Consider the following 23,103-nt stretch of genomic DNA (forward strand, 5'->3'; position numbering starts at 1 on the left):
TCATCAGCAGTCTTGGCGGACTATCTGATCACCGCCGATCCCGTTGCCCGCGTTGCGACCGATGCCGAAACCCCTTGCCACCAGCGAAAATCCCTTAACTACCCGGCCTTGGGCCTTGCCCCTTGATCTTGGACACACGAGACACTGGATCCTGGGGATCTGAGGACGGACATCTCGTGGTGATGAAGAACTATCCGCCGCAGTTCAAGGCGGACGCGGTCGTGCTGTACCAGTCGCGGCCCGAGGCGACGATCCGGCAAGTCGTTGCCGATTGGGGGATCAACCCCGAAACCTTGCGGAACTGGGTACGGGCGGCCGACGCGAGCCGGCCGCGGGGACACCGGGCGCAGGCACCCGTCGAGCAGCCGACACCGCTGGAGGCGGAGAACGCCGCTCTGCGCAAGAAGGTCCGCGAGCTCGAGGAGGAACACGCGATGAAGCTTCTTCTTGATCGTGGACACCTGGAGACTGGGGCCTGAGGTTCCAGAGGAAGTAGCACAAGGTGGAAAGCACAGGCCCCGTTCGAGGAAGCGCCGCCGCCAGGTGCGGACCGTGTCCGGAGTGACCCGCAGCCGACGCGACACCTCCATGATCGAGTGCCCGTCGGCGCACTCCAGCACGATCCGTGACCGCTGGGCCAGAGCCTGGGCCGTCGTCCGGCGACGCACCCACCCCTCCAGCACGGCCCGCTGGGCATCGGTCACCGACAACGGCGGAATCGTCGGACCCGGACGACTCATACCGAACCAACGATGAATCTCCGACTCAGGTCACTAGTTCGCCTTCTCCGCATGGATGAACCGGTACAGCTCGCTCACCGGTCGTTCTCTTCACGAAGAAGGCGGTCGCTTTTTTCAGGATCTCGATCGTCTGCTGGTGTTCGCGGTACTCCTTGCGCAGCCGCCGCAGTTCCTCGCGCTCGGCACCGGTCAGCTCGCCGCTCTGGCCCCCGCCCCGGTCGGCCTTGGTCTTGCGGTACCAGCCGCGCAGGGACTCCCAGCTGATGTCGAGTTCCCGAACGCCGCAGTCACGACTACGTCCGGGCCGGCACCACGACCCTGTTCGCCGCGCTGGAAGTCGCCCGGCGGTGGGCAGGTAGGTGATGTCGCCGACCCGTTTTGGGTTCCGGGGTCGGTGTGAAGTGGAGACGGAACCGCGGGTACGCCAACAGCCACTGCTTGACTGCAGGCGTCTTGTGGGTGACGTTAGTTGTCCAGGATCAGATGGACATCAAGGTCAGCAGGACACGAAGCGGTACATCGAGGAGTTCAAGCGGGACGCGACCGCGCTCGCTGACTCCTCGGGCAAGACGGTCACCAAGGTCGATGGCGGCGGCCACGGGCATGTCGCAGTCGGCTATCTCCCGGATCTGGCGGGCCTTCGCACTGGCGCCGCACCGGTCGCAGACGTTCAAGCTGTCCACGGACCCGCTGTTCATCGACAAGGTCCGAGACGTGGTGGGCCTGTATCTCGATCCGCCGGAGAAGGCTCTGGTCCTCTGCGTGGACGAGAAGTCCCAGATCCAGGCCCTCGACCGGTCCCAGCCCGTGCTGCCGATGAGACGCTGGAGGAGAAGCCGAAGAACGCGGCCCACTGGTCGACCTGCAGCACGGTGATCTCGTGCGCGAGTGCGTCGCCGGGACCCGGCGCCTGCAGCGGGGCGCTTCGCCCTCGCGCCAGGCACAGCAGGAGGAGCGGGCCATGTGCAGCACCCGGCACAGCAGGGTGATCGGCTAGTGACCTGAGTCGGAGATTCGTCGGCAGTAGGCGGCTACTTTGTCCAGGATCTCGTCGGCGGTCTTGGTCCAGATGAACGGCCTGGGGTGTTCGTTCCAGTCGGCGAGCCAGCTGCGGATGTCCCGTTCCAAGGCTTGGACGGAGCGGTGAACGCCTCGCTTGAGCTTCTTCTGCGTGAGCTCGGCGAACCCCGGGAAGGTGATCGGCTCGCTGCACCGGCGCCACCGCGCCGCCGAGTTCAAGAAGTTCCTGATCAAGCTCGACATTGTCCAGGGCACTGACGGCGCGTTCGGCGCGGTGGTGGTCAGCCATGGCATAGCCGACCACCTCGCGGGTGGCCAGGTCCAGCCGGCAGGCGAGGTAGAGCCAGCCCTATGACCCGCTCGACGTCCGCGTCGGTGATCTCCCGGGGGACGCCGGGCCGGCGGCTCGTCGGACAGGCCGAGGGATCGGCCCCGTCACCGCTGCCACCGCCCTGGTCGCCTGGTCCCACCCGGGACGGGTCCGTGACGAGGCCGCGTTCGCCGCCCTCGCCGGAGTGAGCCCCATCCCCGCCTCCTCGGGCAACACCACTCGCCACCGCCTCAATCGCGGCGGCGACAGGCGTCTCAACCGAGCTCTGAACGTCATCGCGATGGTCCGCATGGTGCATCACCCGCAAACCCGCGCCTACGTTGACCGACGGCGAACCGAAGGCAAGACAGACCGCGAGATCCGCCGCTGCCTCATTGGGGAAGTATCGATGCCGCGGCCCAATCCATGGGCCGTGACTCCTTGGTGAGTGTTGGTGGACGGCCTCGTTGCCGTGCCGCGCTCGACGGCCAGTTTGAGTATTGCCGCCCCTGACACGCCGAGGCCCCAGACCGGCGTCAAGGACATGCCCCACCGAGGGCCGAACAATGAGGAACCGGCAGCCGGGTCTCGCCACCACCTGTGGAGTCGACCACCAACTCCCCCAGAAGGGACGGGATTGATGTTCGTCGGATGGGACTGGGCCAGCGCCAGCCACGACGTGACCGTCATTGACGACCGCGGAACCGTGATCGACCACTGGGCCTTCGAGCACAGCGAAGACGACTTTTCGGCCGCCTTGGCCCGACTGCCCAGCCACGGCACCCCGGCTGAACTGCCCGTCATCATCGAACGTTCCAGCGGGCTGATCGTCGACCGCTTGCTCGAGGCCGGACATCCGGTCGTGCCCGTGCACCCCACTGCCTTCCACGCCGCCCGACCTCGATGGGGCGCCTCCGGCGCCAAATCCGATCCCGGTGACAGCTACAAACTCGCGGACTACCTGCGTACCGACGGCCACCGCCTGCGCCGCCTCGTGCCTGTCGACAGCGGCCTGCGAGAACTCCAAGCCCTGGTGCGCCTGCGCGACGACCACGTTCGCGCACGCACGGCCGCCGGCAACCAGCTCGGTGCCCTGCTCGAACAGCACTGGCCCGGACCCAAGAACCTGTTCTGCTCGCTCGTCTCCGACAGTGCCCTGAACTTCCTGACCGACTACCCCACCCCGCAGTCCGCCGCCCGACTCGGCGAAGCCCGCATGGCCGCCTTCTGCAAGCGTCATGCCTACCGCGGCGGCAAGCCGGCATCCGCACTACTGGCCCGGCTCCGCTCCGCTCCCATCGCCCCCGTCAGCCTCCCCGCCGACGTCCTCACCGCCCTCATCACCGCGCACGTCCAGCTCCTGCGCAGTCTGCAGACAACCATCGCCCAGCTCGAGACGACCATCAAAAGCCGTCTTGCCACGCACCCTCGGGCCCTCCTCCTCGCCGAGTTGCCTGGCGTGGGAACCATCAACCTCGCGCAGCTGCTCGCCGAGGTCGGCCCGGTCCCTGACCGCGTCGAGTCCGCCGAACAGGCCGCCGCCGAGTGCAAAGCCGCGCCGGTAACCAAGGCATCAGGGAAGTCACACGGTGTCTACTTCCAGTGGGCTGCCACCACACGTGCCCGCAAAGCCATCACTGCCTTCGCTCACAACTCCCGCATGCAGTCACCCTGGGCCGCCAGCCTCTATGCAAAGGCCCGGGCACGTGGAAAACGCAATCCGCACGCCACCCGGATCGTCGCCCGCGCATGACTCCGTGTCATATGGGCCTGCTGGCACAACGCCACCCCTTACGACCCCGACAGCCACCCCGCCGCCCAACGCCTCAAAGCCACCTGACTTGGCTCAGAGGACTCAAACGCTACCTCGCCCGACGCCCCTACCGTCATCTCAACAACGCCGCCGCGGCTGAATTGGGAGTTGACGGGACATAGAAGCTTCATAGAGGCACCCCCGTTATGTTTTCCGCGGTCCTGCAAGAGGGCCGCTGGCCTCCGGGCCCGGCATGACTGTTCCCCCCTGTCGAACCGATGACCTGGGGGGTGGTGTCACCGGGCCCGAGAGGCGCCGTTGGAGACGCTGATGAGTGCCTCTGTGTGTCAAGCGGCCGCAGGAAGAGTCCTGTGGCGGTCGCGTTTGAGGGTGCGGTAGACGACGTTCGACAGGCGTCGTTTGAGAGCTCTGCGGGCCTCCGAAGGCGTCTTGCCTTCGGCGATTTTCCGCAGGTAGTAGTCCTGGCCTCGGCCGCCGTCGCGTATCTGGCAGACCGCGATGATGTGCAGCACGCAGTTCAGCGCGCGGTTGCCTCCGGTGTTGAGGCGGTGGCGGGTGTTCTTGCCGCTGGAGGCGTCCAGGGGTGCTGTGCCGGTGTAGCTGGCGAAGTGGTGCTCGGTGGCGAAGCGTGTGACGTCGCCTACGTGTCCGAGGAGCTTGGCTGCGAGCACGGTGCCCAGGCCGGGGAGGGCGGTCAGCGTGGTGCGGGCGGCGGCTAGCGCGTTGTGCATCTGGGCTTCGTTGTCGCGGACTTGCCGGTCGACGCGTCGCAGGTCGGCGAGAAGATCCCGAGCGAGGTCACGGCGGCAGCAATCGGTGGCGGTGGCTGGGCGGATGCCCTTCATGAGGGCGGCGGCCTTCTCCGCGGACAGGCGGGTGGGGGCACCGCCGGGCAGCAGGTCCCGCAGCACGGCGTGGAGCCGGTTGATGATGCGGGTGCGTTCGTTGACCAGGTCGTCGTGCCGCTCGGTCAGCAGCCGCAGGATCGTCGACTGGTCTTCCGGTTCGACCTTGTGCAGGTCGTGCCGGAAGAGGGCGACCTGGGCGACGTGCAGGGCGTCGGCCGCGTCGGTCTTGCGGTCTCCGCCGGTGGCCAGGAGCCGGGCCCGGGCGGAGAGGGTGGAGGGCACGTCCACCACGTGCTCGCCGGCGGAGGCCAGCTGCTGGGCGAGGCTGCGACCGAGTCCCTTGGCTCCCTCGACCGCGAAGTGGCGCTCGGGCCACCGCTCGCACCAGCGCATCAGCTGTCGGACGGTCCCTGCGTTGACGACGAAGCGCCGCTGGGAGAGCTGGTGTCCTGCGGCGTCGACGGCGACGGCGGTGTGGGACGACTTGTGGGGGTCGATACCGATAGTGATCACGTGCACCTTGCCCAGGTCGAACGGGATGGGATGGGTGCGGTGGGCACTCTGACTTGAAGTCTCAGCGTCCATTGGTCACGCCTCTGTCGAGCCACACCGCGCGGGTGCCGGCCGGCGGCGGCAAACTCATCATGAGCCAGCCCGAGTTGGGGCGGCATGAGGTCACGCGAGCCCGTGCCGGTCGGCACCCTGGACGCTACGGCTGCAGACCGCGCGTCTGGGTCCGATTCAACAAGTCAGAGGTCCGACTACCGCCTGGCCCGGCGCAACGCCCGGCCGCTTGCGGGCGGCAGGTCTGCATAACGTGGATGCGCGCACGACGCCAACGCCCAGGCCAGCACGCATGACATCCGTTCGGGAGGACGGCTTGAACGACAGCGACGAGATAGGCGTCTTCCTCGGTCTGGACGTCGGCAAGAGCGCCCACCACGGGCACAGGCTGACTCCGGCGGGCAAGAAGGTCTTCGACAAGCAGCTGCCCAACAGCGAACCGAAGTTGCGGGAGGTCTTCGAGAAACTGAAGACCAACTTCGGCACCGTCCTCGTCGTGGTGGACCAGCCCGCTTCCATCGGTGCCCTCCCGCTCACGGCCGCCCGGGACACCGGCTGCAAGGTCGCCCACCTGCCCGGCCTGTCCATGCGGCGGATCGCCGACCTCTACCCCGGCGAGGCGAAAACCGACGCGAAGGACGCCGCGGTGATCGCGGACGCGGCACGCACCATGCCGCACACCCCGCGCTCGCTGGAACTGACCGACGAGATCACCGCCGAGCTCACCGCCCTCGTCGGCTTCGACCAGGACCCGGCGGCCGAGGCCACCCGCACCTCCAACCGGATCCGCGGCCTGCTCACCCAGTTCCACCCCAGCCTTGAGCGGGCCCCGGCCCGCGCCTGGACCACCAGGCTGTGACCTGGCTGCTGGAACGCTACGCATCCCCGGCCGCGCTGCGAAAGGCCGGACGCCGCAGGCTGGTCGAGGTAGTCCGCCCGAAGGCCCCGCGCATGGCTGCCCGGCTGATCGACGACATCTTCGAGGCACTCGACGAGCAGACCGCCGTGGTCCCGGGCACCGGCACCCTCGACATCGTGGTCCCCTCCCTGGCCCGCTCGCTCGGCGCCGTCCACGAACAACGCCGGGCCACAGAAGCCCAGATCAGCGCCCTGCTGGAGGCACACCCTCTTTCCAAAGTCCTGACCTCCATGCCGGGGATCGCGGTCAGGACCGCCGCCACGCTGCTGGTCACCGTCGGCGACGGCACCAGCTTCCCCACCGCCGCCCACCTCGCTTCCTACGCCCACCTCGCCCCGACCACGAAATCGTCGGGGACCTCGATCCACGGCGAACACGCGCCCAGAGGCGGCAACCGGCAGCTCAAACGCGCGATGTTTCTGTCCGCGTTCGCCGCCCTCCACGATCCCGCCTCCCGCACCTACTACGACCAATGCCGAGCCCGCGGCAAGACCCACACCCAGGCCCTCCTCCGCCTCGCCCGCCACCGCATCAGCGTCCTGTTCGCCATGCTCCGCGACGGCACCTTCTACGAACCCCGAACCCCACGCCTCGCTTGACGAAAGACATAGAGGCACCCCCCCCCGGCCGTGCTCCGGCACGGCTGGGGGGACGTAATCCTGCGCAGCTGGACGCCGAGATCACCCCGGAACCCGTGGACGCCCCGCAGCCCCGGACGGACCTCGGCGAGCAGGCCCTACGCTCCACGCTCCCCTGTATGGTCAACCGGAACCAGCTGCGACGCCAACGGCAGGGCCACACGACGGACTTCGGCCGGACGCCGCCCGCCAGGCAAATCCTGCCGGACGGCCGACGCCGCATCCGGGAGACCGGCGCGGTCCACGCCGACTCGGACGGCTCCCGAGGCCCCAGCCCGCCGGATGGCCGCGGCCCTGACGGCAACCTGCCCCTGTGACCCGCCGTGCGCGGTGGATCTGCGCGCGGCCCCCGCAGAAGCCCTGATCAGCCCGGATCGCGTGGCGATCTATGCTGCTGGGGGCAGGACGTTCGCCAGACCGTCGGCGGAGAGGGTGCCGGGGTACGGCGGCGCCCCCTGTCCGGCATCCGCACCGTGTCCGTCTCTCCCGAGGAAGCCCCGTTGAACTTCTGGTCGATCTATGAGCATGGTTTCGCGCGCGTCGCCTCGTGCACGGGCCACACCGTCATCGCCGACCCGCGCGCCAACGCCGAGGCGGTGCTGCGGCAGGCCCGCCGCTGTGCCGAGGAGGGCGTCGCGCTGGCGGTCTTCCCGGAGCTCGGCCTGACCGGTTACTCGATCGAGGACCTGCTGCTCCAGGACGCGGTGCTCGACCAGGCCGAGGAGGCCGTCGAGGCGGTGCGGGACGGTTCGGCCGGTCTGCTGCCGGTCCTCGTCGTCGGCGCCCCGCTGCGGCACCGCAATCGCGTCTACAACTGCGCGGTGTTCGTGCACCGCGGCCGGATCCTCGGGGTCGCGCCCAAGTCGTACCCGCCGAACTACCGGGAGTTCTACGAGCGGCGCCAGATCGCCGCCGGCGACGACGAGCGGGGCGGCACCATCCGGATCGGCGGCGAGAGCGTGCCGTTCGGGGTGGACCTGCTGTTCGAGGCGGAGGACGTCCCCGGTCTCGTGGTGCACGCCGAGATCTGCGAGGACATGTGGGTGCCGGTGCCGCCGAGCGCGGAGGCGGCGCTGGCCGGCGCCACCGTGCTGGTCAACCTCTCGGGCAGCCCCATCACGGTCGGCCGGGCGGAGGACCGGAAGCTGCTGTGCCGCTCCGCGTCGCAGCGCTGCCTCGCCGCGTACGTCTACGCGGCGGCCGGGCTCGGCGAGTCGTCGACGGACCTGTCCTGGGACGGCCAGACCATGATCTACGAGAACGGCGCGCTGCTGGCCGAGACGGACCGGTTCCCGCTCGACGACCAGTACGCGGTGGCCGACGTCGACCTGGACCTGCTGCGGCAGGAGCGGGCCCGGATGGGTTCGTTCGACGACAACCGCCGTACCCACGCGGCCCGCACCGGCGGCTTCCGGACCATCGCCTTCCGGCTCGATGCGCCGACGGCCGACCTCGGGCTGCGGCGCCGGGTGGAGCGCTTCCCCTTCGTCCCGGCCGACCCGGAGCGGCTGGCCCGGGACTGCTACGAGGCGTACAACATCCAGGTCGCCGCGCTCCAGCAGCGGCTGGCGGCGATCGGCGGCCCGAAGATCGTCATCGGCGTGTCCGGCGGCCTCGACTCCACACACGCGCTGATCGTCGCCGCCCGTGCCATGGACCGCGCGGGCCGTCCGCGCAGCGACATCCTGGCCTTCACCCTGCCGGGTTTCGCGACCGGCGAGCACACCAAGGGCAACGCCCACCGGCTGATGAACTCGCTCGGCGTGACGGCGGCCGAACTGGACATCACGCCGAGCGCGCGGCTGATGCTCCAGGAGATGGGCCACCCGTTCGCCGCCGGCGAGCCGGTCTACGACGTGACCTTCGAGAACGTCCAGGCCGGTCTGCGCACCGACTACCTGTTCCGGCTGGCCAACCAGCGCGGTGGCATCGTCCTGGGCACCGGGGACCTGTCGGAGCTGGCGCTGGGCTGGTCGACGTACGGCGTCGGCGACCAGATGAGCCACTACAACGTCAACTCCGGGGTGCCGAAGACGCTGATCCAGCACCTGATCCGCTGGGTCATCAGCAGTGCGCAGTTCGACGCGGAGACGGGCAGGACCCTCGCGGCGATCCTCGACACCGAGATCAGCCCGGAGCTGGTGCCGGGTGAGGAACTGCAGTCCACCGAGTCGAAGATCGGCCCGTACGCCCTGCACGACTTCACCCTCTACCAGGTGCTGCGGCACGGGTTCCGGCCGTCGAAGATCGCCTTCCTGGCCTGGCACGCCTGGCACGACCGGGAGGCGGGCGCGTGGCCGCCCGGCTTCCCCGAGGGCGAGCGCAAGACGTACGACCTGGCGGAGATCCGGCACTGGCTCGACTACTTCTGCCGCCGCTTCTTCGCCTTCGCCCAGTTCAAGCGCTCGGCGATGCCCAACGGGCCGAAGGTCTCGGCGGGCGGCTCGCTCTCCCCGCGCGGCGACTGGCGTGCTCCGTCGGACAGTTCGGCGAAGGCCTGGCTGCACGATCTGGCCCGCGTCCCCGAGTAAGCGCCGGCCGGCCTGTCACGCGGGGAGCCCCGCACCCGATGGACCGGGTGCGGGGCTCCGCGCGTGGGCGGGCGCTGCCGTCAGTCACCGGCCGGTCGCATGATGAGGCAGGTGGTGGTCGCGTGGGCGATCAGTTTCCCGCGCTCGTCGAACACCTTTCCTTCGGCCGTGGCGGTGGAGCGGCCGGCATGGATGACGTTCCCCTCGGCCGTGAGGGTCTGGCCCCCGGTGTGGGCGGCGCGGATGTAGTTGACCTTGAGTTCGAGGGTGGTGTAGCCGACGCCGGCGGGCAGGGTGGTGTGTACGGCGCAGCCCATCACGGAGTCGAGGAGGGTGGCCGCGATGCCGCCGTGGACGATGCCCAGGGGGTTGGCGAAGTCGGGGCGGGTGTCGAGCGAGATGACCATGCGGCCGTGCTCCACCTCGTCGAAGCGCATGCCGAGCAGCCGGCCGATGGAGGGGGGCGCGGAGTCGGTCGGCGGCGCGGACTGTATCCAGCGCATCAGTTCGAGGCCTGACAGGGCGGCGAGGTCGGTGGTGGACACGGGTGGCTCCTCGGTGTGCTGGTGGTGGTGCGGGCCGGTCCGCCGCTCTCGGGGCAGCGGGCCGCAGTGGTCGTCAGGTGTCGTCACCGGTGGTGGCAGGCGTGGGCCCGGCAGGTCGTCACCGGTCGTGGCAGGCGTGGGCCCGGCAGGTCGCCACCGGTCGTGGCAGGCCTGGGCCCGGCAGGTCGTCACCGGTCGTGGCAGGCCTGGGCCCGGCAGGTCGTCACCGGTCGTGGCAGGCGTGTGTCGGCAGATCGTCACCGGTCGCTGAAGGCGTGGGTCAGCAGGTCGCGGAGTTCGGCGGCGGCCGCGTCCAGCGGTGCGGTGGTCTGCTCGGCACGGCACATGATGACGGCGCCTTCGAGGGCGGCGATGACGAAGGCGGCCAGCCGGGTGCTGCGCGGCTGCGGGAGACCGTGCCGGGTGAAGTGCGCGGCCAGGGCCTGCTGCCAGCGGGCGAAGACGGCGGCTGCGGAGCGGGCCAGCTGGGGTGCCTCGTCGTTGGTCTCCGCGGCCACGGCCGCTACCGGGCAGCCGACGCGGTAGCCGCTCTCCGTCAGCCGCTCCCGCCACAGTGCGACGAAGGAGTCGACCGCCGCCACCGGGTCGTCGGCCTCCATGGCCGCGTCGATCCGCCTCGTCATGTGGTCACCGGACCGGTTCACCGCCTCCTCGACCAGTTGTGCCCGGCCGCCGGGGAAGTGGTGGTAGACCGAGCCCCGGGGGGCGCCGGTGCGGGCGAGGACCCGGTCGATGCTGGTGGCGCCGGCGCCGTATTCGCGCAGCAGCTCGGCGGCGCCGCGCAGCATCCGCTCCCGGCTGTCGCTCCTGCGCGGACTCATGCGACCACCACCGCCTCTCCGGCGTGCTCATGGACACACATCACATCTTTACGCAAGGGTAACTTATGGTGTGTGCCATAGAACATGCAAGAGCGGAGACGGGGTCTGTGCCGCCCTGGTCCTCGGCCCGGCGGCGGCCTCCGCTGCCGCCGCCGACGCCGGACGAGAAGCGACGGGACCCGGCGTCGCGCAGACGGCTCTGGAGCCCGGCACCGACCTCGCCACCCTCCTCGACCGGATCGACGGGATCGACTCGACCCGGTACGACCGCGCCCTGGCGCCCCTGCTGGACACGCTGCCCCGCCTCGCCGCGGCGCAGGGCACCCGCATCGACCCCGCCCGGGCCGCCGCCTACGCGAAGGCTCTGCGGGAGTGGAGCAACACGGTCCAGGAACGGCTGCGGCACCTGGACGCCGGCGCCACCGACCGCGTGCACCGGGCCGCACCCCGGGCGGCCGACCCCGTCTCCGACCTGGTGAACGCGATCCAGGCCGCCGTCAACAGCCTGCTCGGCTCGCTGACCTCACTCGATCTCGGCGGGGTGCTGGGCGCCGTCACCGGACTGCTGGCCCCCATCCTCGACGCGATCACCGGCCTCCTCGGCGCCGTGCCCGCACTGCCGTCAGTGCCCTCGGCGGGCAGCCTCGTCTCCACGACGACCGTCGCACCGTGAGGAACTGACCCGGCGTCGGTACGGTGCCGCCGCCGGCCGCCCGGAGCTGCGGGCGGCCCGGCGGTGCGCGTGCCCCCTCCCCCGACCCGTCAGTGCCCGTTCCAGCCGGGGACGGTCGGCAGCACCTGCTCCGCGACCCGGGCCAGGGCGGTGTCGTCCGGCGGTACGTCGTCCTGGCGCCAGAGCGCCACCTCGAACGTGCCCCTGCCGTCGTCCTTGCCGTGCTTGGAGACCAGGAGGCAGCGCGCGGTGCCGCCGGGGCCCGTGCTCGCCTTGCCACCGCCGAGGTTGAATCCGATGGAGATGTTCGGGCTGGAGTAGAGGACGGCGGGGTGCCCGAGGACCGTCGTCCTGCGGGCGTCGCCCATCAGGTCGCCCGCCGTGGCGACGGTCATGCGGTCGTACGACGCCGTCAGCTTCACGGAGTACGTCTCCAGGGTCACCGTGGCCTCTGGTTCGGCGATCTTCGTGCCGCCGGCGAGCGTGAGCCACTCGCCGCTGCCGCCGGCGGTCTCGGCCTGCTCGTGCGAGGTCCCCAGCAGGGCCGGGAGGTCCGGGCGGTTGAGCGCCTTGCACAACCGGGCGCCGGAGACATAGCGGGCCGGCAGATGGTCGTCCGGCTTCGAGCAGGCCGCCGGTCCGCTCGCCGTGTCCTTCTGGTGGACGAACTCCTTCTGCGCCCACAGCGCACCCACCACGACCGCGAACAACGCCACCGCCGCGATCACCTGGAGCCCCGGTCTGCCGTCCTTTTCGGGCTCGGCGAAGCCCTCGGTCATGTCCCCTACCCCCGCTGTGCGTCCCCTGTGCGCGAGGGAGCCTAACTGATGTTCACGGGGAAGGCACGCGCCGCACATGCCTCTCGGTGGCAGGGGAATCCTCCGGGAGTGTTTGATGGCGGCAGCACGCTGCGAGCCGGAGGAAACAGGGGGGCGCGATGACCGACGGACGGGTCGTCGAGGCGGGCGGGAGCGCGCTGGTGGTGCGTCGCAGGCCGCGGGAGCGGACCCGTGCCGCGGTGCTCGTCCTGCACGGCGGGCAGGAGAACGGACTCCGCCCGGCGCGCTCCTGGCAGCCGGCCGCGCTGCGCATGCGTCCCTTCCTCAGCGCCGCCGCTTCGGTCTCCTCCCCCCGCGACGTGCTGATCGGCCAGGTGCGCTACCGCTGTCAGGGCTGGAACGACGCCGCCGACCCGCTCCAGGACACGCTGCGCGCGCTCGACGAGCTGCGCGGCCTGGCCGGTGACGCGTCCGTGGTGCTGGTCGGCCACTCCATGGGCGGCCGGGCGGCGCTGCGCGCGGCGGCCGATCCCGCGGTGCGCGGGGTGCTCGCGCTGGCCCCCTGGTGTCCGCCCGGCGACCCGGTGGACGATCTCACCGGCACGAGGATCGTCGTCCTGCACGGGGACCGCGACCGGACCACCGCTCCCGCCGACTCGGCCGCGTACGTACGGCAGGCCCGCGGCGCCGGTGCACAGGCGGGGATGGTGCTGCTCAGCGGCGGCGAGCACGCGATGCTCCGCCGCAGCCGTGACTGGCACCGCGCCTCGGCGGCCGCCATCAGGCGTTTGCTGCGCCCCGAACGCGACCTCGACGGATGGACGGCCGAGGCCTGCGCGTCGGACGAGCCGCTTCTGCGCTGATCCGCACCCTGGTAAGGTGCCTCGCCCCCATGGGACACCCACCCGCACGGGACATCCACCCAGAGGACTGCCGATGCCGATCGCACGACCGTTCCAGATTGTCACGTACCTGACAGTCACGCTCCTGGTTCTCGCCCTCTCCGGCACCGCCCCGGCCACCGCCGGGCCGCAGTCCGCACAGCCCGCCGCCCAGGCACCGGCCGCGCAGGCCACCGGCACCTGGCAGCCCCCGCTGTCCACCCGGGGGCGCTACATCGTCGACGCCGACGGCAACCGCTTCCGCCTCGAGGCCGCCAACTGGGACGGCGCACAGGGCTCCTGGACGGGCAGCGGAAGCAGCACCGATCCCGCGAACCACCACGCCGGCCAGGACTCCTACGGCATCCCCCTCGGCCTGGACCGCGCGCCCCTGTCCCAGCTCGTCTCGGACTTCCAGGCCCTGGGCATCAACAGCATCCGGCTGCCGTTCTCGAACGAGATGATCCACACGACGGCCCCGGTGCCGGACACCGCGGTCACCGCGAACCCGCAGCTGCGCGGCAGGACCCCGCTGGAGGTCTACGACGCCGTCGTGACCGCCCTCACCGGCGCGGGCTTCGCCGTCATCCTCAACAACCACACCAACACCTCCCGTTGGTGCTGCGGCGTCGACGGCAACGAGCGGTGGAACAGCAGCCAGTCGACCCAGCAGTGGGCCGACGACTGGGTCTTCATGGCCCGCCGCTACGCCGCGAACCCCCGTGTCGTGGGCGCCGATCTCTACAACGAGGTACGCCGGGACGTGCTCGACGATCCCAACTGGGGCCTGGGCGACGGCCACGACTGGTACGCGGCGGCCCAGCTCGCCGGCGACCGCATCCTCACCGAGGCGAACCCGAACCTCCTCATCGTCGTCGAGGGCATCAACTGGACCGGTCTGCCGGTCGACGGACTCCCCCACGGCCGCCCCATGCTCACCCCCGTCCGCACCCTCTCCCACACGCTCGTCGACGCCCACAAGCTGGTCTACTCGGCCCACTTCTACGGCTACACCGGCCCCCGGCACAGCGGCGCCACCGGCATCGGCGAGGCCAGCGACCCCCGCTACCAGGACCTGACCCGCGACGAGCTGTACCAGGCCCTCGCCGACGAGGCCTTCTTCGTCACCGCCGAGGGCAGGCACTACACCGCGCCGGTCTGGATCAGCGAGTTCGGCATCGGGGCGAACGAGACGGGCACGGCCGCCCGCACCTGGTTCGGCAACATCACCGACTACTTCGCCGACCAGGACGCCGACTTCGCCTACTGGCCGCTGGTCGGCTGGGCGGGCCACGACGACTGGGCGCTGCTGAGCTACGACGGCTCCGGGCACCGGTCCGGCATCCTCGACGGAGGCGACTGGCGGGCCACCGCCTGGCACCACCTCATGAGCTCCGCCGGGCGCACCGGGTACGTGGGACCGGGGACGACGTGGCGCATGCTGTCCACGGACCACGGCGACCAGGTCGAGTCCCTGCGCGTGCGGGCGGGCGGCGACTGGGACTCGGGCGCCTACAAGGCGGTCTGCCCGGACGGGCTGCGGCTGATCGGTCTCGCGCACTCCGGAGGACGCGGTCTGTGCACCGACGCGACCGCCGGGGACCTGCGCGCCACGGGCAACGCCCAGACGGTGGTCACCGACGAACGGTTCCCGGCGGGCGGCGACTGGGCGTCCGGGTACACCAAACTGCAGTGCCCGGCCGGCCAGTTCGTCATCGGCTACAGCCGCCGCGGGGAGCGGGTGTCAGCGGTGCTGTGCGCACCCGCGTCCGCCGCGCTGCGCGCGAGCGGCCGGACGGTGTGGTTCGACCGCTCCGACAACCGCCCCGCCGACGGAGCGGGCGACGACTTCGCATACGGCGCCTACAAGGGCCAGTGCGCCGCCGGCGAGTTCATCGCGGGCGTCGCCTTCACCACCCGGGTCGGCAGCGCACAGGGACCGGCCGCCGTGCTGTGCGTGCCGCTGCCGTCCTGACGAGAGTGGTCAGCGCAGCCCAAGCGCCACCGGTGCACACTGCCGTCGTGTCCGTGCCCGCGTTCGCCGCGGTCATGCGACAAGCAGCAGCCGTCCGACGACGCAAGGCTGCCGACCGCCGCCGCGGGCACGGACACGACGGCACGTCTCCCGTTTTCCGGGCGGTCAGTCGGCGGTGACGGCCGGTGGTCTTCGGGCGGCGATGGTCTTGCGGAGGCGGTTCTGTGCGTCGATGGGGGCGTCCGCGGTCACCAGCGCCTGGGCCACCGCGCCCGCGACCGGGGCCACGTCGAGGACCCGGGGGCGGGCCAGCGGTGCCTCGACGGTGAGGCGGGCGGCGATGTGGTCCCGGAGCAGCAACTGGTCGTTCTGCAGGGTGCCACCGCCCAGGACCACCGGGGTCGGGGTGCGCAGCAGCCGCAGGCGGCGGAGCAACGCGGTGACCATGGCGACGATCTCGTCCCCGAGGCGTTCCACGATGCCCCGCGCCACGGCGTCGCCGCTCTCGGCGGTCGCGAAGACCACGGGTGCCAGGCCGTGCAGCGCGGTCATCGGGATCTCGCCGGCGCTCACGGCCAGCGCGACGGCCTCCACGCTGCCGACACCGAAGGGCACCGGCAGCTCCCGGCGCAGCCGGGTGGCCGGCCCCCGTCCGTCGCCCGCGCGCACCGCCGCGCCGAGACCGGCCCGGGCGACCGCGAGCCCGCCGCCCCAGTCCCCGGTGATGTCGCCGAGGGAGAGGAACCGGGCCGAGCGGCCGTCGGGGCGGACGGCGGCGGCGTTGATGCCGGCGCCGGACACCACCGCCACCCCCCAGCCGTCCGGCGCGCCAGCCCGCAGGACGGCGAGGGTGTCGTTGCGGACCAGGACCTGGTCCGCAACGCCCCGTGCGGTCAACTGCCGTAGCGCCAGCCGCTCCTGGGCCCGGCGGTCGACGTTCGCGAGGAAGTACGCGCCGACCAGGACCGGGGTGGTGGCGGGCAGACCCGCCTGTGCGAGCGCGTGCCGGCCGAGGCGGGCGAGCCGTTCGGTGGTGGTCTCCATGCCCTCGGCGTGCGGGCGGGTGCCCGCGCCGCGTACCCAGGACAGCAGCCGGCCCTCGGTGTCCGCGAGGACGAGGTCGGTCTTGGAGTTCCCGCCGTCGACGCCCACCACCAGCTCAGGCATCGGCGGCCTCGTTCGCGAAGAACCGGGGCAGATGGGCGCGGTTGGCCGCCAGCAGGGCGTCGAGGAGCGCGGCGGCAAGCCCCCATTCGCGGACGAGGGGGTTGGCCACCAGCGCCCTCCGGGCCACCGTGCGGTCCCCGGTCAGGGCCGCCTCGATCGCGAGCGTCTCGTAGGCGGTGACCGCCTGGACCAGCCCGAGCATCTCGGGCGGCAACGGCGGTACGGGCACCGGGTGCGGCCCGTCGGTGTCGACGTCGGCGGCCACTTCGACCACGGCCTCGTCGGGCAGCCCGGCCAGCAGGCCGTCGTTGCGGACGTCGACGTAGTGATGGGCGCCGTCGCCGGTGAGCAGGCTGGTGACCAGGGCGGCCGCGGCCTCGCTGTAGTAGGCCCCGCCGCGCTGCTCCAGCAGGTCGGGCTTGTGGTCCAGGGCGGGGTCGGCGTAGAGGGTGAGCAGTTCCTGCTCGATGGCGAGGACCCGCTCGGCGCGGTGACCGCCCGCCTGCTGGGCACGGACCTCGTGTTCCGTGCAGTAGAAGTAGTGGAGGTAGTAGGAGGGGATGGCGCCGAGGTCGCGCAGGGCCCCGGCGGGGACGCGGATCTCCGCGGCGAGTTCGTCGAGGGCGGGCCCGTCCAGCAGTTCCGGCAGGCGGTCCACGCCGTCGACGGTGACCGAGCGGATCCAGGACAGGTGGTTGAGGCCCGCGTGGCCGAGGCGCACCCGGCCGGGGTCGGTGCCGAGCCGGGCGGCCAGCTGCCGCTGGAACTTGATCGCCACGTTGCACAGGCCGACCGCGCGATGGCCGGCGTCGAGCAGGGCTCGGGTGACGATGCCGACCGGGTTGGTGAAGTCGACGATCCAGGCGCCGGGCCGGGCCCGGCGGCGTACCTCCTCCGCGATGTCGAGCACCACCGGCACCGTGCGCAGGGCCTTGGCGAAGCCGCCGGGCCCGGTGGTCTCCTGGCCGAGCAGACCGAACCGGTTCGGCAGGGTCTCGTCGACCAGCCGGGCGGTCTGCCCGCCCACCCGCAGCTGGATCAGGACCGCGGCGGCTCCGTCGACCGCCTCGGCGAGGTCGGTCGTGGTGGTCAGCCGGCCGGGGAAGCCCTGGCGGGCGAGGATGCGGCGGGCCAGCGCGCCGATGACGGTGAGGCGTTGGGCGTCGGTGTCGTGCAGGACGAGTTCGTCGACCGGCAGCACATCGGCGCGCCGGGCGAAGCCCTCGATGAGTTCGGGCGTGTAGGTACTGCCACCGCCGACAACGGTGATCTTCACTCGTACTCCTGTGAGAGAGGTGGGGGCGGCTCGGCCCCGGGAGGTCGGCCCCGGAGGGCTCAGCCCTTGACGCCGGTCAGCGCGATGCCCTCGACGAAGACCTTCTGCGCCAGGAAGAACAGCACCAGGACCGGCAGCAGGAACATCAGCGAGGCCGCCATCTGGAGCTGATAGGCGTTCTGGTGCCCGTTCTTGGCGAGCTGGCTGAGGGCCACCGCGAGGGTCTGGCCGGTGTCGCTGTTGCCCGTGTAGAGCAGCGGGTTGTAGAAGTCGTTCCAGGCGTAGAGGAAGGCGAACAGGCCGACCGCGGCGATCGCCGGGCGGGCCATGGGGATCAGCACCCGCAGAAGGATGCGCAGTTCGCCCGCGCCGTCCACCCGGGCCGCCTCGGTGAACTCGTCCGGGATCGTGAGGAAGAACTGGCGCAGCAGGAAGATGCTGAAGGCGTCGCCGAAGAACGACGGCACGATGAGCGGCTTGAGCGTACCGATCCAGCCGGCGTGGGCGTACATGACGTACAGCGGCAGGCTGGTGACCTGGGCCGGGATCATCATCGCGGCGAGGACGACGAGGAAGACCGCCTCCCGGCCGCGCCACTTCAGCCGGGCCAGCGCGTAGGCCACGGGCACCGAGGAGACGACCACCCCGATCGTGGACAGCCCGGCGTAGAGCATGGTGTTGAGCAGGTCACGGCCGAACGGCATGGCCTTGAAGACCTCGCCGAAGTTGCCGAACTCCCAGGGCGAGGGCCACAGCGAGCCGGTGCCGGCCTGGTGCTGGGTCATGAACGCGGTGAGCACGCCGATCGTCAGCGGGAGGAGGAAGCAGAGCGCGACGGCGACGGCGGGCGCGTGCTCGGCGATCACGTACAGCGCGCGGCGCCCGGCACGGGGCCGCCTGGTCAGGGGAACAGTGCTCATCGGCCACCGCCCGAGTAGTGCACGAAGCGGCGCGAGGCGCGGATGAAGACCACGGTCGCCGCGAAGATGACGAGGAACAGCAGCCAGGCCATGGCCGAGGCGTAGCCGGTCTTGAAGTACGCGAAGCCCTGCCGGTACAGCTCGGTCGAGTAGAACAGCAGCGAGTTGGCGGGGTAGCCGATCAGGTCGTTGCTGGACGAGGTGGCGTTCGCGGAGCTGGAGGCGACGAACGCCTCCGTGAAGTACTGGAAGGTGTAGATCATCCCGGTGAGCAGCGCGAAGAAGATCACCGGGGAGATCGCCGGGAGGGTGACGCTGCGGAACTTCTGCAGCGTGCCCGCGCCGTCGAGTTCGGCGGCCTCGTACAGCTCACGGGGCACGTCGAGCATGGCCGCGGAGAAGATCACCATGACGTGGCCGCTCGCCCACAGCGCCATCAGGACGAGGCTGGGCTTGGACCAGGCCGGGTCGGAGAACCAGCCGGGGCCGTCGATGCCCACCCAGCCCAGCATCCGGTCGAGCGGGCCGACCGGGTTGAGCAGCACGATGAACGACAGGGCTGCGGCCACCACGGGCACCATCGACGGCAGGAAGAACAGCGTGCGGTACACGGCCCGGCCGCGCTTGACCCGGATGATCACCCAGGCGGTGAACATGGCCCAGGCGGTGCGCAGCGGCACCATGACGACGACCATCCACAGGGTGTTGCGCACGGCCACCCAGAAGGTGTCGGACTGGGTGAACAGGGCGCGGTAGTTGCGCAGTCCGACGAACTGCACCGGGCGGTAGGAGCCGGCCTGGAAGTCGGTGAGCGAGTAGTAGAGCGTGGCGGCCACCGGGTAGAGCACGAAGACGCAGAACCCGATGACGAACGGGGACAGGAAGGCGAGCACGACCCACCAGCGGGCGCCGCTCGCGCGCCGCCGCCCGCCCCGGGCGGCGCGCGTGCGCGCGGTGCCCGGGGCCTCGCCGACGGGGGCGAGAACGGTCGTCATCTCTACTGCCCGCTCTCGGAGTTGAGGTCGTCGATCTTCTTCCCGACCCCGGCGAGACCGCTCGCGGCGCTGCTCACCTTGCCCTGCTCGTAGTCGAGGAGGAACGCCCGCCAGGTGTCCATGTCCTCGATGCCGGCCGGGGTGAGCGTCTTGTAGGTGGAGTGCTTGTTCTCGAAGACGTCGACGAACGGCTTCCAGTGCGGGTCGTTCCGCTTGTCCCAGGCTTTGAGCGCGGCGAACGTGGTCGGGATGTTGTAGACCGTGTCCGCAAGGGTGTTCAGGAAGGTCGTGTCGGTGGTGAGTTGCTGGAGTGCGAAGAACGCCTCCTGCTTGTGCCGCGAGCCCGCCGACAGGTAGGCGACCGTGCCGAGGGTGCTGCCCGCGCCGTAGGTGCCCGACGAGTTGTCCAGCACCGGCATCGGCACCACGCCGTAGTCGAAGTCCTTCTTCTCCGAGGCGATCTCGCCGACGTGCCACTCGCCGTCGTACTCCATGGCCGCGGCGCCGGTCAGCAGCGGGTTGCCGGCGTCGTCGGCGTGCGGCTGGTAACGGCCGACGAACTTCTGGACGTTCGCCTCGCCGTAGTAGCCGATCAGGTCCTGGTCCCACTTCAGCAGCTGCTGCCACGTGGCGTCGGAGGCGAAGGTGGTCTTTCCGTCCTTGCCGTAGAACTCGGTGCCGCTGTGCGCGCCGGTGAACAGGTACCGGTTGACGTCGTAGTCGGAGCGGGGCACGAAGCCGTAGGTCTTGATCGAGCCGTCCGAATTCTTGACGGTCAGCTTCTTCGCGTCGGCGGTGAGTTCGGCGAGGGTGGTGGGCGGCCTGGTGATGCCGGCCGCCTTGAACATCTGCTTGTTGTAGTAGAGCGCGAAGGCGTCGGTGAGCAGTGGCAGGGCGCACTGCTTGCCCTGGTAGCGGGTGTAGGCGAGGGTCGCGGCCGGGAAGGTCCTCGCCGTGTCGATCTTGGCGGAGGTGAGGTAGGGACCTATGTCGGCGACCGTCCCGTTGTAACAGAACTTGGCCACGTTGTCGGGTGCGGAGCTGATGAAGACGTCGGGGGGATCGCCAGCGGCGACCGCCTTGGCGTAGGCGGCGTCGTCCTTGTTCGGCACGAACTTCACGGTCAGCCACGGGTACGTGCTGTGGAGCCGGTTCAGGGTCGCCTTGAACGCGGCCACCTCGTTGGGGAGGTGGTTGAAGGTCCAGACGGTGACGGTGGTGGGTTGGTGCGAGGCGCCCGCGGAGATGGCGGTGTCGGGTTCTGACGACGAGGGCCCGGTGGATGTGCAGCCGGCCAGCAGCAGCACTGCGGCAGCCGTGGCGGACACGGCCCCGGTGGTAGGTTTGAACACTGATCGTCCTTCCTCGGAGACGGGATTCCCTGGGTGACGGATCGGTCGTCGGTCGACGGGCACGGCAATGCCCGGTGACCCGAAGCGGCGGCGCTGTCCGGCAAGACGGCGTCGCCGCGGTGTCTCTCAGGACAGAGCCGAGGGCTCGGCCTGGGGGACGGGGGTGGTGGCGGCGGCGAAGGCGGCCTCGCGGGCCAGCTTCGCCGACATGGTGGTCGCTCCGGTGAGCACGGCGTCCTGGCCGAGCCCGGAGGTGACGACGGTCGGCCGGAACGTACTGAAATCGGCCAGGTGGCGGGCGACGGGTTCGAGCAGCAGGTCGCCGTTGGCGCCGATGGCGCCGCCCAGGACGATTAGCGCCGGGTCGATCAGGGGGACGACACAGGCCACCACGTAGGCGACGCTGCGGGCGGTGTCGTCCACGATCTCCAGCGCGCCGGGGTCGCCGGCGCGGGCGAGTTCGAAGACGGTGAGCGGGCTGCCGTCGCCCGGCAGGCCCAGCCGGCGGGCCTCGGCGCTGATGTGGCGGGCGCCGAGGTGTTCCTGCACCGGATCCCGGCGCTGCCCCACCGGCGCGATCATGCGGTCGCTCGGCAGATAGCCGGCCTCGCCCGCCACACCCGTGGCGCCCCGCCGGACCTTGCCGTCCACCACCAGCCCGAGGCCGAGCCCGACGCCCAGGCTGACCAGGACGAAGTCGTCGGTCTCGGTGCCGAGGCCGTGGGTGCGCTCGGCCAGCGCCGCGAGGTTCACGTCGTTCTCCAGGACCAGGGGCACGGGGATCGCCCGGCCGAGCGCCTCGCCCAGTCCGCGCCCCGCGTCGGGCAGCCCGGTGGTGTAGGACAGCTGACGTCCGTCGGGGCCGACGGCGGCCGGCAGACCGGCGACGACCTGGGTGATCTCGCCGAGCTCCCGGCCGACCTGCCCGGCCAGGTCCACGCACATGTCCAGGATCTGCCCGACGAACGCCTCGGCGCCCCGCTCCCCGTGCTGCTCGGTCTCGGCGCGCCCGCGGATGTGGCCGGTGACGTCGGCGACCGCGGCGCGGATCCTGCGGTGCCCGACGTCCACGCCGATCGCGAAGGCGCAGTCGGCGTTCACCCGGTACTGCGCCGGCGCCGGCCCCTTGCGGCCGGTCGCCGGGCCCACCTCGGTGATGACCCCGCGCTCCAGCAGCAGGCCGACCGCGGCGGCGACCGTCGGCCGGGAGAGCGGGATCCGGCCCGCCAGATCGGTGGTCGTGACGGGACCCGCCTCGTCGATCGCCTCCAGGACGGCACGGCCGTTGAGCGAACGCAGCAACCGCTGCGGACCTGCTGGATAACGGCGGGTCACGGTGCCCCCATCTCGCCGTCGAGGGCCTGTGGAGAGGCCTGCACGAGCCTGTAAGAAAGAAAGTTGCTTATTTATACGCTCGCTCCTGGCCGGAATCAACCCTTCGGGCGCGGCCTCGGCGGCGGGCACTCTGCACCGCGAGAGCTCGAAACCTCACACGTGCGCGCGAGACGGTCCCCCGCCCGGAGCCGGAGCTGTCAGGTCGTCGTGGTGCGGCGGGGCGGCGGGGTTGTCGGCGGTGGCCGCGAGGATGGACTGCTGGAGGCGGCGCAGGCGGGCCGACGGTTCCAGCCCCAGGTCCCTCACGAGCTGGGTCCGCAGCTGCCGGTAGGCGAGGAGCGCCTCGGCGCGCCGGCCGGAGCGGTAGAGGGCGAGCATGAACTGGGCGTGCAGGTTCTCGTGGGACGGGTGACGGCTGGTCAGGACGGTCAGTTCGGCGAGCAGTTCGCGGTGCCGGCCGAGCCGCAGGTCGGCCTCGATGCGCTGGTCCAGGGCGCACAGCCGGCTCTCCTCCAGCCGCCGCGCCTCCACGGCCAGGTGGGCCCCGGTGGGCACGTCGGCGAAGGGCGGCCCGGTCCACAGGTCCAGTGCCCGGCGCAGGGTGTCGGCGGCGCCCGCGAGGTTCCCGTCGTCCATCGCGCGCAAGCCCTGTTGGCACAACCGCTCGAACTCCCGGATGTCGCTGTTTCCGCCTCCGGCAGCGAGCAGGTAGCCGCCCGGCAGGGTCATCAGCACGTCCTTCGCGGACCGGGCGGCCGCGGCTTCGGAATCCGCGCCCCCGCGCAGCGCCGCCGAGATGTGATCCCTGAGCTGGAGCACATAGGTCTGCAGGGTGGTGCGGGCGCTGCGCGGTGGAGTACCCGCCCAGAGTTCCTCGATCAGGATCGGGACGGGCACCACCTGGTCGGCGCGCAGTGCCAGGAGGGCCAGCAGCTGGCGGGGTTTCGGTGCGGTCGGAGCGATGGAGACCCCGTTCTCCCGCACGTTCAGTACGCCCAGCAACCCGATGTCCACACGCG

The 23,103-nt window shown here is 71.1% G+C and carries 18 protein-coding genes and 6 pseudogenes; 10 read left to right on the forward strand and 14 right to left on the reverse strand.

The features are described from left to right. Window positions 1-182: 182 nt before the first annotated feature. On the forward strand, window positions 183-479 hold the full coding sequence (locus JF597_RS16325; protein WP_293995102.1) for a transposase: 297 nt from the start codon (window positions 183-185) through the stop codon (window positions 477-479). Window positions 480-521: 42 nt separating this feature from the next. Here the strand turns inward: JF597_RS16325 and JF597_RS16330 are convergent. Further along, a pseudogene (locus tag JF597_RS16330) lies at window positions 522-740 on the reverse strand (helix-turn-helix domain-containing protein); the annotation flags it as partial. Window positions 741-1,129: 389 nt separating this feature from the next. Beyond that, window positions 1,130-1,244, reverse strand: a pseudogene (locus JF597_RS16335) (IS630 family transposase); the annotation flags it as partial. A gap of 69 nt (window positions 1,245-1,313) precedes the next feature. Between JF597_RS16335 and JF597_RS16340 the strand changes: the two are divergent. Continuing rightward, window positions 1,314-1,559 (forward strand): annotated as a pseudogene (locus JF597_RS16340) (IS630 family transposase); the annotation flags it as partial. A 174-nt stretch (window positions 1,560-1,733) separates the two neighbouring features. Here JF597_RS16340 and JF597_RS16345 read toward each other — a convergent pair. Next, window positions 1,734-1,925, reverse strand: a pseudogene (locus JF597_RS16345) (IS630 family transposase); the annotation flags it as partial. Here JF597_RS16345 and JF597_RS16350 point away from each other — a divergent pair. From JF597_RS16350 to JF597_RS16360, 3 genes and pseudogenes are all read left to right on the forward strand, one after another. Next, window positions 1,912-2,115, forward strand: a complete 204-nt coding sequence (locus tag JF597_RS16350; protein WP_293995115.1) for a hypothetical protein — start codon at window positions 1,912-1,914, stop codon at window positions 2,113-2,115. The pseudogene JF597_RS16345 and the gene JF597_RS16350 overlap by 14 nt on opposite strands. 67 nt (window positions 2,116-2,182) lie before the next feature. Further along, a pseudogene (locus JF597_RS16355) lies at window positions 2,183-2,518 on the forward strand (IS110 family transposase); the annotation flags it as partial. A 192-nt stretch (window positions 2,519-2,710) separates the two neighbouring features. Beyond that, a complete protein-coding gene (locus tag JF597_RS16360) occupies window positions 2,711-3,823 on the forward strand; it encodes an IS110 family transposase (protein WP_293994926.1) in 1,113 nt (370 codons plus the stop codon). Window positions 3,824-4,170: 347 nt separating this feature from the next. On the opposite strand, the gene JF597_RS16365 is transcribed toward JF597_RS16360, so the two are convergent. Continuing rightward, window positions 4,171-5,205: an IS110 family transposase gene (locus tag JF597_RS16365; RefSeq protein ID WP_293994929.1), complete on the reverse strand. Its 1,035-nt coding sequence runs from the start codon at window positions 5,203-5,205 to the stop codon at window positions 4,171-4,173. 367 nt (window positions 5,206-5,572) lie between these two features. Between JF597_RS16365 and JF597_RS16370 the strand changes: the two are divergent. Both JF597_RS16370 and JF597_RS16375 read left to right on the forward strand, forming a co-directional pair. Continuing rightward, window positions 5,573-6,774: pseudogene (locus tag JF597_RS16370) on the forward strand (IS110 family transposase). Between the two features lie 539 nt (window positions 6,775-7,313). Then, window positions 7,314-9,344, forward strand: a complete 2,031-nt coding sequence (locus JF597_RS16375; RefSeq protein WP_293995105.1) for an NAD(+) synthase — start codon at window positions 7,314-7,316, stop codon at window positions 9,342-9,344. A gap of 80 nt (window positions 9,345-9,424) precedes the next feature. On the opposite strand, the gene JF597_RS16380 is transcribed toward JF597_RS16375, so the two are convergent. Together JF597_RS16380 and JF597_RS16385 are read right to left on the reverse strand one after the other, a co-directional pair. Further along, on the reverse strand, window positions 9,425-9,889 hold the full coding sequence (locus tag JF597_RS16380; protein ID WP_293994931.1) for a PaaI family thioesterase: 465 nt from the start codon (window positions 9,887-9,889) through the stop codon (window positions 9,425-9,427). 257 nt (window positions 9,890-10,146) lie between these two features. Next, window positions 10,147-10,731, reverse strand: a complete 585-nt coding sequence (locus tag JF597_RS16385) for a TetR/AcrR family transcriptional regulator (protein WP_293994933.1) — start codon at window positions 10,729-10,731, stop codon at window positions 10,147-10,149. A gap of 70 nt (window positions 10,732-10,801) precedes the next feature. On the opposite strand from JF597_RS16385, the gene JF597_RS16390 reads away from it, so the two are divergent. Beyond that, window positions 10,802-11,404: a hypothetical protein gene (locus JF597_RS16390; RefSeq protein ID WP_293994936.1), complete on the forward strand. Its 603-nt coding sequence runs from the start codon at window positions 10,802-10,804 to the stop codon at window positions 11,402-11,404. 89 nt (window positions 11,405-11,493) lie between these two features. On the opposite strand, the gene JF597_RS16395 is transcribed toward JF597_RS16390, so the two are convergent. Further along, entirely contained in the window at window positions 11,494-12,183 is a 690-nt protein-coding gene (locus JF597_RS16395) for a DUF6215 domain-containing protein (RefSeq protein ID WP_293994939.1), read from the reverse strand. Window positions 12,184-12,341: 158 nt separating this feature from the next. On the opposite strand from JF597_RS16395, the gene JF597_RS16400 reads away from it, so the two are divergent. Together JF597_RS16400 and JF597_RS16405 are read left to right on the forward strand one after the other, a co-directional pair. Then, a complete protein-coding gene (locus JF597_RS16400) occupies window positions 12,342-13,046 on the forward strand; it encodes an alpha/beta fold hydrolase (RefSeq protein ID WP_293994942.1) in 705 nt (234 codons plus the stop codon). Between the two features lie 73 nt (window positions 13,047-13,119). Further along, window positions 13,120-15,039: a cellulase family glycosylhydrolase gene (locus JF597_RS16405; RefSeq protein WP_293994945.1), complete on the forward strand. Its 1,920-nt coding sequence runs from the start codon at window positions 13,120-13,122 to the stop codon at window positions 15,037-15,039. 165 nt (window positions 15,040-15,204) lie between these two features. Here the strand turns inward: JF597_RS16405 and JF597_RS16410 are convergent, their stop codons facing one another. From JF597_RS16410 to JF597_RS16440, 7 genes are all read right to left on the reverse strand, one after another. Further along, complete coding sequence (locus JF597_RS16410; RefSeq protein ID WP_293994948.1) at window positions 15,205-16,206, reverse strand: BadF/BadG/BcrA/BcrD ATPase family protein; 1,002 nt, start codon at window positions 16,204-16,206, stop codon at window positions 15,205-15,207. Then, window positions 16,199-17,482 carry a 6-phospho-beta-glucosidase gene (locus JF597_RS16415; RefSeq protein ID WP_293994950.1) on the reverse strand — a complete coding sequence of 428 codons (1,284 nt, stop codon included), beginning with the start codon at window positions 17,480-17,482 and terminating at the stop codon, window positions 16,199-16,201. The genes JF597_RS16410 and JF597_RS16415 overlap by 8 nt, the downstream gene beginning before the upstream one ends. Window positions 17,483-17,541: 59 nt before the next feature. Beyond that, complete coding sequence (locus JF597_RS16420) at window positions 17,542-18,402, reverse strand: carbohydrate ABC transporter permease (protein ID WP_293994952.1); 861 nt, start codon at window positions 18,400-18,402, stop codon at window positions 17,542-17,544. Beyond that, complete coding sequence (locus tag JF597_RS16425; RefSeq protein ID WP_293994955.1) at window positions 18,399-19,397, reverse strand: carbohydrate ABC transporter permease; 999 nt, start codon at window positions 19,395-19,397, stop codon at window positions 18,399-18,401. Before JF597_RS16425 ends, JF597_RS16420 begins: the two co-directional genes overlap by 4 nt. Before the next feature lie 2 nt (window positions 19,398-19,399). Further along, window positions 19,400-20,725, reverse strand: coding sequence for an extracellular solute-binding protein (locus JF597_RS16430; protein WP_293994958.1), 1,326 nt, complete (start codon window positions 20,723-20,725; stop codon window positions 19,400-19,402). 150 nt (window positions 20,726-20,875) lie between these two features. Beyond that, a complete protein-coding gene (locus tag JF597_RS16435) occupies window positions 20,876-22,084 on the reverse strand; it encodes an ROK family transcriptional regulator (protein ID WP_293994961.1) in 1,209 nt (402 codons plus the stop codon). A gap of 153 nt (window positions 22,085-22,237) precedes the next feature. Next, a complete protein-coding gene (locus JF597_RS16440; protein WP_293994963.1) occupies window positions 22,238-23,098 on the reverse strand; it encodes an AfsR/SARP family transcriptional regulator in 861 nt (286 codons plus the stop codon). Window positions 23,099-23,103 lie beyond the last annotated feature (5 nt).

The organism is Streptomyces sp. (assembly GCF_019510245.1).
Lineage (GTDB): Bacteria > Actinomycetota > Actinomycetes > Streptomycetales > Streptomycetaceae > Streptomyces.

Excerpts from the sequence above, each read along its gene's own strand:
- JF597_RS16325 (WP_293995102.1), top strand. The coding sequence starts at position 183 with ATGAAGAACTATCCGCCGCAGTTCAAGGCGGACGCGGTCGTGCTGTAC.
- JF597_RS16360 (WP_293994926.1), top strand. The coding sequence starts at position 2,711 with ATGTTCGTCGGATGGGACTGGGCCAGCGCCAGCCACGACGTGACCGTC.
- JF597_RS16385 (WP_293994933.1), bottom strand. The coding sequence starts at position 10,731 with ATGAGTCCGCGCAGGAGCGACAGCCGGGAGCGGATGCTGCGCGGCGCC.
- JF597_RS16395 (WP_293994939.1), bottom strand. The coding sequence starts at position 12,183 with ATGACCGAGGGCTTCGCCGAGCCCGAAAAGGACGGCAGACCGGGGCTC.
- JF597_RS16400 (WP_293994942.1), top strand. The coding sequence starts at position 12,342 with ATGACCGACGGACGGGTCGTCGAGGCGGGCGGGAGCGCGCTGGTGGTG.
- JF597_RS16405 (WP_293994945.1), top strand. The coding sequence starts at position 13,120 with ATGCCGATCGCACGACCGTTCCAGATTGTCACGTACCTGACAGTCACG.
- JF597_RS16410 (WP_293994948.1), bottom strand. The coding sequence starts at position 16,206 with ATGCCTGAGCTGGTGGTGGGCGTCGACGGCGGGAACTCCAAGACCGAC.
- JF597_RS16420 (WP_293994952.1), bottom strand. The coding sequence starts at position 18,402 with ATGAGCACTGTTCCCCTGACCAGGCGGCCCCGTGCCGGGCGCCGCGCG.
- JF597_RS16425 (WP_293994955.1), bottom strand. The coding sequence starts at position 19,397 with ATGACGACCGTTCTCGCCCCCGTCGGCGAGGCCCCGGGCACCGCGCGC.